The 9,559-nt window shown below is 34.6% G+C and carries 6 protein-coding genes and 1 pseudogene; 3 read left to right on the top strand and 4 right to left on the bottom strand.

What is annotated here, in order from left to right:
* Positions 1-770 (bottom strand): annotated as a pseudogene (locus tag F6K22_RS20095) (hypothetical protein); the annotation flags it as partial.
* Positions 771-1,101: 331 nt separating this feature from the next.
* Positions 1,102-2,208 carry a DUF1822 family protein gene (locus F6K22_RS20090; RefSeq protein ID WP_293101710.1) on the bottom strand — a complete coding sequence of 369 codons (1,107 nt, stop codon included), beginning with the start codon at positions 2,206-2,208 and terminating at the stop codon, positions 1,102-1,104.
* Positions 2,209-2,350: 142 nt separating this feature from the next.
* Here F6K22_RS20090 and F6K22_RS20085 point away from each other — a divergent pair, with 142 nt between their 5' ends.
* From F6K22_RS20085 to F6K22_RS20075, 3 genes are all read left to right on the top strand, one after another.
* Positions 2,351-2,608: a hypothetical protein gene (locus F6K22_RS20085; protein ID WP_293101707.1), complete on the top strand. Its 258-nt coding sequence runs from the start codon at positions 2,351-2,353 to the stop codon at positions 2,606-2,608.
* 95 nt (positions 2,609-2,703) lie between these two features.
* Positions 2,704-2,979 (top strand): hypothetical protein, encoded by a 276-nt coding sequence (locus F6K22_RS20080; RefSeq protein WP_293101704.1) that lies wholly within the window; start codon positions 2,704-2,706, stop codon positions 2,977-2,979.
* Positions 2,980-3,263: 284 nt separating this feature from the next.
* On the top strand, positions 3,264-5,273 hold the full coding sequence (locus F6K22_RS20075) for an FAD-dependent oxidoreductase (RefSeq protein ID WP_293101702.1): 2,010 nt from the start codon (positions 3,264-3,266) through the stop codon (positions 5,271-5,273).
* A gap of 1,095 nt (positions 5,274-6,368) precedes the next feature.
* Here F6K22_RS20075 and F6K22_RS20070 read toward each other — a convergent pair.
* Positions 6,369-8,267, bottom strand: coding sequence for a sensor histidine kinase (locus tag F6K22_RS20070; protein ID WP_293101699.1), 1,899 nt, complete (start codon positions 8,265-8,267; stop codon positions 6,369-6,371).
* Positions 8,268-9,103: 836 nt separating this feature from the next.
* Positions 9,104-9,244 carry a hypothetical protein gene (locus F6K22_RS20065; protein WP_293101696.1) on the bottom strand — a complete coding sequence of 47 codons (141 nt, stop codon included), beginning with the start codon at positions 9,242-9,244 and terminating at the stop codon, positions 9,104-9,106.
* Between the last annotated feature and the right edge of the window lie 315 nt (positions 9,245-9,559).

Raw genomic sequence — 9,559 nt, 5'->3', positions numbered from 1 at the left:
CCATTATCTTTAGTTTTGCCATGACCAGCAAAAAACAAAATATCCCAAGATTCTTGCCACAAAGGTTCATCTAATTCGGAGCGTTCAGGTTCTATTAACCAACAAATTTCTGCATCAGGAATTAATTGTCGAATCACCTTTTCATCAGCATCAGTCCCCGCATTATCTCCCAAAATAACTAAAATTTTTATCTTATCTTTTTTGTCTAAATTTTTTATCGTATTAACTCGCTGAAAATTAGGAGAAGCGATGGAAATTTCAGCCTTCGGAAAATCCTTCAATAAATCCCATTCATGCCAAGGCAAACGTCGCAAAGCATAATTTTCAGTTGCCAATAAAATTCTCGTACTTTCCGACTTATCTAAATTATTCCGGAGCAAAATTTCTATCGGTTGAAAATCAGAGGAACGCAACCAAGCATTAAAAGTTTCTGATAATAAATTAGCTGCCTTTTTACAAGCTTTAAAAGCTCCATTTCTATCGTTATCAGAAACATTAGTAAAACTAGCTTTAGGTTTTAAACGATTAGAAAAAAAGACATCTAAATTTGTATATAAACTTTGCCAATGACGATACTGATCTAAGATTTCCGAATGTGGAGGTAAATGTGCTGACTTGCTAGCAAGTGCTAAATTAGGTTCATTTTTTATTGAGTTTATATCCTGGCAAATTTCACACCGTACCGAAAAACCCTGTGGAAATTCACCATCAATATTAAGAGTAACTAACTTTCCCATAACTGCTCCTAAATTTATCAGTTTGATAGGCAATTAAATTGATTTTAAAATTATCAAGACTTACCAAAAAATGAAATCATACACCATTTGTAGGAGCGAATCCCGTGTAGGGGCGATTCGCGAATCGCCCCTACTAGATATGTTGGTTTTTCCTAAGTCTTGATTATATTATTGTAGGTTGGGTAGAGCGACAGCGAAACCCAACGTTAAATTATTTAACAAACAAGAAACCGGGTTTATTATCCTGATGATTAAAATTACAAAGTTTCCTCTATAAACCCGGTTTCTGGGTAAATCCTTGTAGTTGGGTTTCGTACCTCAACCCAACCTACGTTATGGTTAATTAATATATTTTATATCTAAACTAAATAACAAAATCCTCTGTAATTACAGCTTCACCTAACACTAATTGTACTGTAAATTCTTCCCCTACTTCTCCTGAAAATTGACATTGAATAATCCTATCTTCACTTCTAGCTGTAATTTCTTGAAAAACTTCATTTTCACTTAAAACAATTAGTTTAAAATTAGGAGGAAGATAAACATCATCCCCAGTCGGATAAACCCGTAAAGTTATTTCCACTCTAAAAGAATCATCATTTTCTGGTAGTAAATTTACCAGTAAAACTACAGAATGACTCGACAAATCTGATCGTAAATCAATAAGTTTTGTACCTTGAATTTCGTCCCTACTTCTAAATACTAATCGTGAAGGACTTAATAATTCATTTGCTGCTTGCCATCCAGTAGTTAAAATATTATCAAACCATTGAATTAAATTCACCCGACTTGGTATGATTTCTACATCTATAATAGGAACACCTAATCTATCTGCAAGTAAACCTTGTTGATGCAAAGATTCTACTTGCTCACAAGCAGATTGAGAACCTTTTAAATGCAAAATTATACTACCCATCTTAATTTCCACAACCCTAATATAAGGACATCCTGTTATCGCCCTCACTTTGCTCTCAATTTCTAACAATTGTTTTGCTGACACATCATCAGGGATTCTAATTAATAAATTTCTTTCTTTTTCAAAATTAGGAGGTTGAGGCTGTTTTCTATATTTAGAATTAAACAGATGAAAAATGATATTTTGAGGATTACCAATTTCCTGTTTCAGAAGTTTTTCTAAGCAAAAATGAATCCCTTTTTTCTTTTTGTCATTACTTAGTTTAGTTCTGAGAGAATCAACTGATGAAATATCTTCCAGTTCAGGCACCATATCTGGAAGTTGTTTTCCTACTAATACCATTAATAAATACTGCTTGTGAAATTTACTTAAGCCTTCTCCCATTGGTAAGTATTGATTTCTAATTTTTTCCACCTCAAGAATTAAATTATTAACATTCCAAGTAGCTTGAGCTTCAGCATAAAAGTTATAATTAACTAAATCTTGAAGACACTTAGGATTACTTGCAGCTTGATTCATCGAATTTACCTCGCAACGTTTTTTTATAATAGTCATAATTTTACCATTGTTATTAATAATGACCATTAGTCAGAAATAATTTCTATTATTAATTCGCCTTGTAGAGTATTAATTGTGAGGCAATAAAGATGTTTTATTTGGCTTCATCAATTGTATTTACAAAAAGAGGACTGCTTTTATGAGCAATAATAACGCTTTAGTTACTACCGCAAGTGGTGCATTAGTTGCTACTAAATTAGTCGCCGCTACCGGAGCAACAGCGACTGGTATAGCTACCACAACTGGGGGTATCGGTATTACTACTGCAGCAACAGCAGCAGGTGCCGCAACTTCTGTAGCGATCGCTCCAGTAGTCGCCACAGTTGCAGCATTTGCAGCACCAGTAGTAGCTGTTGGAGCATTAGGTGTGTGGTTAACGCGACCTAGATCCCGTTAATTTTCACTAAACAGCATCTACATTTCTAGGGTGCGTTGCAACGCACCCTACACCACTCACAAAATTAAATTATTAAAATCAAGGAGTTTTTTATTATGGGATTTTTGGAGGATTTATGGCAAGGTACAAAAAGAGTTTTCTCTAAATCTTGTCCCCGATGTAAAACCAACGATGCTGACTTGCCATCTGAAAGAAGAATCATCAGAACTTTGATTAATCAACATCCACACGATCATATTCATTTCCATAAAAGACATGATGGCACAATGCAACCTCAAATTCAACGCACTTGGGATAAACATATTGCTTTTCGCTGCCAAATTTGTGGGTATCTATGGGAAGAACATAGTAGGGATGCTTTTCCTGGTTAGGTGAGGAATTGAACTTCCATAAGCTATTAGTTTTTAACCTGTAGGGACGTTGCATACAACGTTCTTACATTATGGTTAATAATGTATTCTATATCTAAAATAAATCACAAAATCGTCCGTAATTAAGGCTTACACTAAAACTAATTGTATTGAGTTAGGCTTAAAATTTGTCAACTATGAACTAATTATTCAATTGGCCATCAAAATATATTCGACTCGAAATCAAGTTTGTTCAAATTAATCTAAAATTTGAGTATTTGATTATTAAAAGTTCATCTAAAATTATGCTCAAAAAAAACAAACCAATAATTAGTCTAATTCTCAGCTTATTCTCCCTAACTCCTACGATCGCCCCCACCTTAGCAGCGCCACCCCGTACCCCAGATCAAGAAGAAACCTGCGAAATTTTAGTCATCGGTGGCGGTTTGTCAGGAGCAGCAACTGCCTACGAATCACTATTAGCAGGACGCACCGTTTGTATCACCGAAATCACCGACTGGGTGGGCGGTCAAATTTCCTCCCAAGGCACCTCCGCTCTCGACGAACGTGGAACTCAACGCAGTCTCCTTTTTTATCCCCGTGGTTATCTAGAATTACGGGAACGCATTGAGGAAAAATACGGGAGATTAAATCCTGGCACTTGTTGGGTAAGTGTCTCCTGTTTTATGCCTTACGATGGTCACGGTATCCTATTTCAGATGTTAGAGGATGCTGCCAAAAAAGGTGGAGGTACATTAAATTGGTTTCCCAATACTGTTGTCAAAGAATTAGACATTTCTAATAATCAAATTAATAGAGCGATCGCTATCCAACATCAACCAGCAGCAAATACGCCACCCCTCAATACCGAACCCCTATCTCAAATTATTGAAGATGCTTACCGCTACGAAAACTCAGCGCGACTTGACAAAACCATAATTCAGTTTGTACCCCAACCATCCCCAGAAAAAACTGGTGGTGCAGACTGGTATGTTGTGGAAGCCACCGAAACTGGAGAAATTATTGCTCTAGCAGATGTTCCCTACCGTCTCGGTATCGACCCCCAAACTTATGTTGACCCCTCATCTCCCGTTGACACTAGAGACCCCTATTGTACTCAAGGTTTTACCTACACCTTCGCAATGGAGGCGACCGAAACACCTCAAATTCATGTGAAACCGCCATTTTATTCTCGGTACGCTCCCTACTATAGTTATGAATTATCCAGATTAGCTAATTTCAACCTAGTTTTCAGCTATCGGCAAATTTGGTCGATGAAACCAGATGCACCCCAACCCCCCGACTACAAAAAACGAACTATTTATCCCGGCGATATTTCCATGCAAAATTGGACTTGGGGTAATGACTACCGACCTGGAAACCGGGACGATAATTTGATTTACACTCGCGGACAACTACAAGCTACAGGTCAACTGCAACCAGGAGGTTGGATGGGTGGTTTGCGTGCCGAAACCCTCCGTCGAGGTGAAGAAAATGCTCTCGGTTATTTTTATTGGTTGGTTGAGGGTACCACTGACTCCCAATTAGGGGAAGGGGTAAAGCAAAAATATCCAAATCATCGTTTATTGACTGGGTTTGACGCGCCAATGGGAACAGCTCACGGGTTGTCAAAATATCCTTATATGCGAGAGGGACGACGCATTATTGGTCGTGTCGGGAAAACTCACCCAAGAGGTTTTACTGTGGGAGAGGTTGATATTGCTAAAAAGAATTTTCGGGATAATTTTTATCTACAAAATTTACCCCCAGATATGTTGCATTATTTGTGGGGAAGTGTGGCTGCTTTTGTACCCCCAGATGCACAAATTAATTCAATGAAAGAAATGCCTCAAAGAGCAAGAGCAACTGTTTTTCCTGATAGTGTAGGGATAGGTCATTATGCCATAGATTTTCATCCTTGTATGACAAAAAGTCCAGCAGAAGCACCAGGTAATACTGAAAGAGCAGGTATTAGGCGAGGTCAGGGTTCTGCCTATCCTTTTCAAATTCCTTTACGAGCAATGATTCCCCAAAAAATTGATAATTTGTTAGTAGCTGGAAAGAGTATCGCGACAAGTTATATTGCTGCTGCTGCTTATCGAGTTCATTCTTTTGAATGGTCTGCTGGAGCTGCTGCTGGTACAACAATTGATTTTGCTTTAGAAAGGGGTATTTTTCCTTATGAATTAATTGATGATATGCCTTCTAAAGAATGGGAATTAGAAATATTACAGGGTCGTTTGCAGGAAAATGGCAATCCCACAGCTTTTCCTGAAACTTCTATTTTTAATAATACTTGGGATGAATGGAAATAGAATTAGAGATGAGGTATTTGTGTTGAGTGGAAAATATAGTAGAAGTCAAAAGTTAAAAGTTCAATTCTTGCTGTGACTATATTTGAGAATTTGAGAATTTCCTAACAGTAATGGTGAGTGCTATAAAAGAAATAATTCTACACTCATCACAAAATTATCATATTCTATCCACCTAAAAATTTATACCGTTAAATGTCAGGCAGATAGACCTCTGAAAAAATTAATCTTTAGGGATGTCTAATGTTTTCAAATTTATTGATTTAATATATAGACTTTTTTTGGATTGTGTATGAACTTGGTAACCTAAAGTTTTTCAACTTGAAATAAGGAAACTAACTTAGGGTGAGACGTACTAGAAACAAAAGCATCATAGTTATATCTATACTTTGGTTTTTTAATCGCGACAGAAAATGTATGATTACAAGTTCTATTAATTGAAACTTGTCTAAATTTAGAAATTTTACATTTAGTTGGTAACATTTTTCTACTTAATAAAAAATAACTCTAGTTTTTGTCAGAATACTTATCACCATTACCTATTAACCGCGAGCTTTTTTGTTTCCCTGATATTACTCCAGTAAAAATAAATCTAACATCTGTTAGTTAAATTTTGAATAAATTTTGGTTAAGCTTCAGTAAAAAGGCGGATTTATGATTAACAATAATATCCTCTTGGCATAATTAGTAATAAATAACTATAGCAACCCCTGCATTGGTTGTGACAATTTTTATAATCATTCGGAATGTAGGTTTCAATCTTCAGTTATTAAGTAATTAACACAGGGGAAATTACTTTTTTGCTAATAATAGCCTAGTTAATGTTTATTATTCTTATATTGTACGGACGTTTTGCTGACGCAAAGCTCCGCAATTCAAGTCGGCGACAGCCGAAACGCTGCGCGACATGTTTGCGGAGCATTCCGGAACGGAAAACGCATTTTTGTTATGCAACGTCCCCAGACTCCCCACCCTCCCCACCCTCCCCACAAGGTTTTCAGGAGTTCCTTATCAGGGATAGCTTAAAAGGGGAGGCTTTAGACCACAATTTTTTAGTAATTATTAATTATTAATTATTAATTATTAATTATTAATTATTTAATGAGGCATTTTGGTGGGCAAAGTAATAGTAAATTCTGTTCCATGGTCAGAGTTAGAAATTACTTCAATTTTTCCACCATGCTGTTTAAGAATCTGGTAGCAATTTGTTAATCCTAAACCGGTACCTTGACCAACAGGTTTTGTCGTAAAAAATGGGTCAAATAATTTGTCTAAAATATTTGCTGGTATTACCGGACCATTATTCCAAAAACTCACTCTAACTCGATCTATATCTATTTTTTGTGTTTGAATTTTTAAAGTAGGAACAAAATCTATTTGACTTGGTTGCAATTGAAATTCTGGTTCATTAATGGCATCAAGAGCATTGGCAAGTATATCCATAAATACTTGATTCATATTAGCTGGATAACACTCAACTAAAGATAAATCTCCATAGTTTTTAATTAATTTGATTGAGTGAAGTTTATAATTTAAAATTACCAGAGTATTTTCAATACCTTCATTGAGATTAATAGATTTAACATCCGCCTCATCCAGGTGAGAAAAATTTCTTAAAGACTGAACAATTTGTCGAATCCTTTCTGCACCATTTCTCATAGAAGATAAAATTTTCCACAAATCTTCAGTTAAAAAATCTAAGTCAATTTCTTCTAGATAATCTTCAATTTCTGGCTTTGGTTGAGGATAATGCTGCTGATATAAATCTACTAACTCTAATAAAGTTTCGGCATATTCTTTGGCATACTTAGTATTGCCAGAAATAAAGTTAATTGGATTATTAATTTCATGGGCAACTCCAGCAACCATTTTCCCTAAACTAGACATTTTTTCTGTCTGAATAAGTTGGGATTGAGTTTCTTGAAGTTGCTGTAGTGCTTTAGTAAGTTCAATAGTCCGTTCTTCCACGCGCTTTTCTAAAGTTTTTTGAGATATTTCTAGCTGATGAGTATATTCTCCCACCCACAAAATAAGTTGATTTAAAGAAACAGCTAATAATCCAACTTCATCTTCTGTATTCACAGTAGCTTGTAGGTGGAAATTAGATTCTTTAGTAACTCTTTGAGCAACTTCAGTCACTTGTTTTAAAGGATTAGCAATTACACTACTGATGTAAATTGCTAAAAATGTTGCAGTTCCTAGAGAAATAAAAATACTAATAAGAAGAATTCTTCTTTTGAATTTAATTACTGTATCAAAACTAGAATTAGCTTGCAAATATTGACTCTCTGCTAGTTTCAGAATAGAGGTTAATTTTCCCGATAAACGCTCGAATTTTAGATCTATTTGAGTAGCTCCTTTGTCAGTTAATGAAACAATTATTGCCTTTTGCGCTTGAGGCACTTCCTCTGGTTTTAAATTAGGTGGGTCAATTTTTTTCCATAGAGATTCAATCCTATCTACATAATCGTTTGTGACTGTTGTATAAGATTTTAATAGTTCTTGATATTCCCTAATTTCTATAGCTAAATCATTAGGATGAGCATCTATAAAAACAGCAAGATATTCTAAATTTTTTCTCACTCTACTAACATATCCTAAAAATTTTGCTTTCTCAAAATCAAACCAAATATGTTTAGTCAATGCTGGAACTAAATTTTGAGGATGGGAACTCATCCCCAATACAGATTTTTCCAAATCATTCAGAATTTTACTTTGTTTGTCTGCAATATTTAATGTTTTTAGCGCCTGCTTTTCAGCATATTCTGAAATTATTAAGCCTATAGTAATTCCAATTACTGCAACACCAATAGCTATGGCATAACTATAACCAAATTTTTGAGCAATACTCAAACGCTTTAATACATTACTTATCTTATTGCTCTTAAATTTACTTAGCCGTTTCAAAATATTATTTTTATTTGGCTGTCGCATCTTATTTATTAGAGAATAATTAACTTCTATATCTTGGCAATAGTCTTTTTCTTCAGATTGCATAAAAACTTGTATTTTTATTAGCTATTTGATTTTCAGCAACTATAAGAAATAGTTCAGAGTAGGGGAATATTTTGAGGAAAAAATCTGCCTTATGTCTAGCTTTTCGGCTAAACCAGCTCCTACATTTATTTTCAAGTTTAACTAAATATACCTACTTATTTACAACTGATAACTGATAACTGAAATGACCAACTCCGAAAATTTAGCACCCTGAAATGTCTGATATTTTTATCTCTATTTTCTCTCAACTGATAACTGATAATTGAAATGACCAACTCCGAAAATTTAGCACCCTGAAATGTCTGATATTTTTATTTCTATTTTCTCTCAAAAAATGTGTATTTTTCACAGAAAAAAAAATCTTAATCAAGTCATAAGTTATAAGTCATAAGTCAGAAGTTATAAGTTTTTTGTCACGGGGATTTTGAACAATCCTCCAAAAACATTTCGCCAATCAAGGCGGGGTTTTCGACCCAATCCTGTTTGATAATTTTTTGATTTATCTATAGGGTTGAGCGAAATTTATGAAGCACAGTTATTTTTATTATTTTATCCTCCCTATTAAACTTTTCCCTATCAGGTTCCCATTTTTTTTATTCAACAACATCCCTTACGGCAAATATTAGTATTTCTGGTTGATTTGCTATTTGTGAGTTAGTAGTATTATACCAATTCCCAAAAGTATTGCTATACTTAAGTAGCACTTCAATTATTAAGTAATTAACACAAGATAAATCACTTTTTTGCTAATAATAGCCTAGTTAATGTTTATTATTCTTATTTTGTACGGACGTTTTGCTGCGCGACATGAAACGCATTTTTGCTATGCAACGTCCCTACCCCCACACAGACCACACGGACCACACTTCCCCACCCCATCGGATATAGCATTCTTTTTCAGAAATGGTATTATTTGTCGTCCCAGAACAACTGGTAATCAAAAGTAAAGTATATCCAATAAAATTACGCCGTTTCATACTTATTTTCAATTCTAAATTTAGCTGAATTACTAAATTATATGATCTCCAGTTGAATACTTATGAATAAGGATGAAGGAGTCAGTAGGGAAGAAGAAGGAAGAAGAGAAGAAAGTTTTTTATAACTAATTAAACGGACATGATATTACATAATAACATTGATCCTCTCTGTTAAACTGTTCCATATTCCCTAAAATATAGAACTTTTTACCTAATACCAATTCACTTTAAAGATGTCACAAATAGTTTCAAACTTTAAATGTCAAATAATTGCCTCAAACCTTTCTCTTGTCAAAGTTTTTAGCCTATCCAATA

The organism is Okeania sp. SIO2F4 (assembly GCF_010672385.1).
In the GTDB taxonomy this organism is placed as follows: domain Bacteria; phylum Cyanobacteriota; class Cyanobacteriia; order Cyanobacteriales; family Microcoleaceae; genus Trichodesmium.
Note: the sequence above shows the minus strand (reverse complement) of the source record. Positions and strands in the feature narration are given on the sequence as shown.

Excerpts from the sequence above, each read along its gene's own strand:
- F6K22_RS20070 (WP_293101699.1), bottom strand. The coding sequence starts at position 8,267 with ATGCAATCTGAAGAAAAAGACTATTGCCAAGATATAGAAGTTAATTAT.
- F6K22_RS20065 (WP_293101696.1), bottom strand. The coding sequence starts at position 9,244 with ATGAAACGGCGTAATTTTATTGGATATACTTTACTTTTGATTACCAGT.
- F6K22_RS20090 (WP_293101710.1), bottom strand. The coding sequence starts at position 2,208 with ATGACTATTATAAAAAAACGTTGCGAGGTAAATTCGATGAATCAAGCT.
- F6K22_RS20085 (WP_293101707.1), top strand. The coding sequence starts at position 2,351 with ATGAGCAATAATAACGCTTTAGTTACTACCGCAAGTGGTGCATTAGTT.
- F6K22_RS20075 (WP_293101702.1), top strand. The coding sequence starts at position 3,264 with ATGCTCAAAAAAAACAAACCAATAATTAGTCTAATTCTCAGCTTATTC.
- F6K22_RS20080 (WP_293101704.1), top strand. The coding sequence starts at position 2,704 with ATGGGATTTTTGGAGGATTTATGGCAAGGTACAAAAAGAGTTTTCTCT.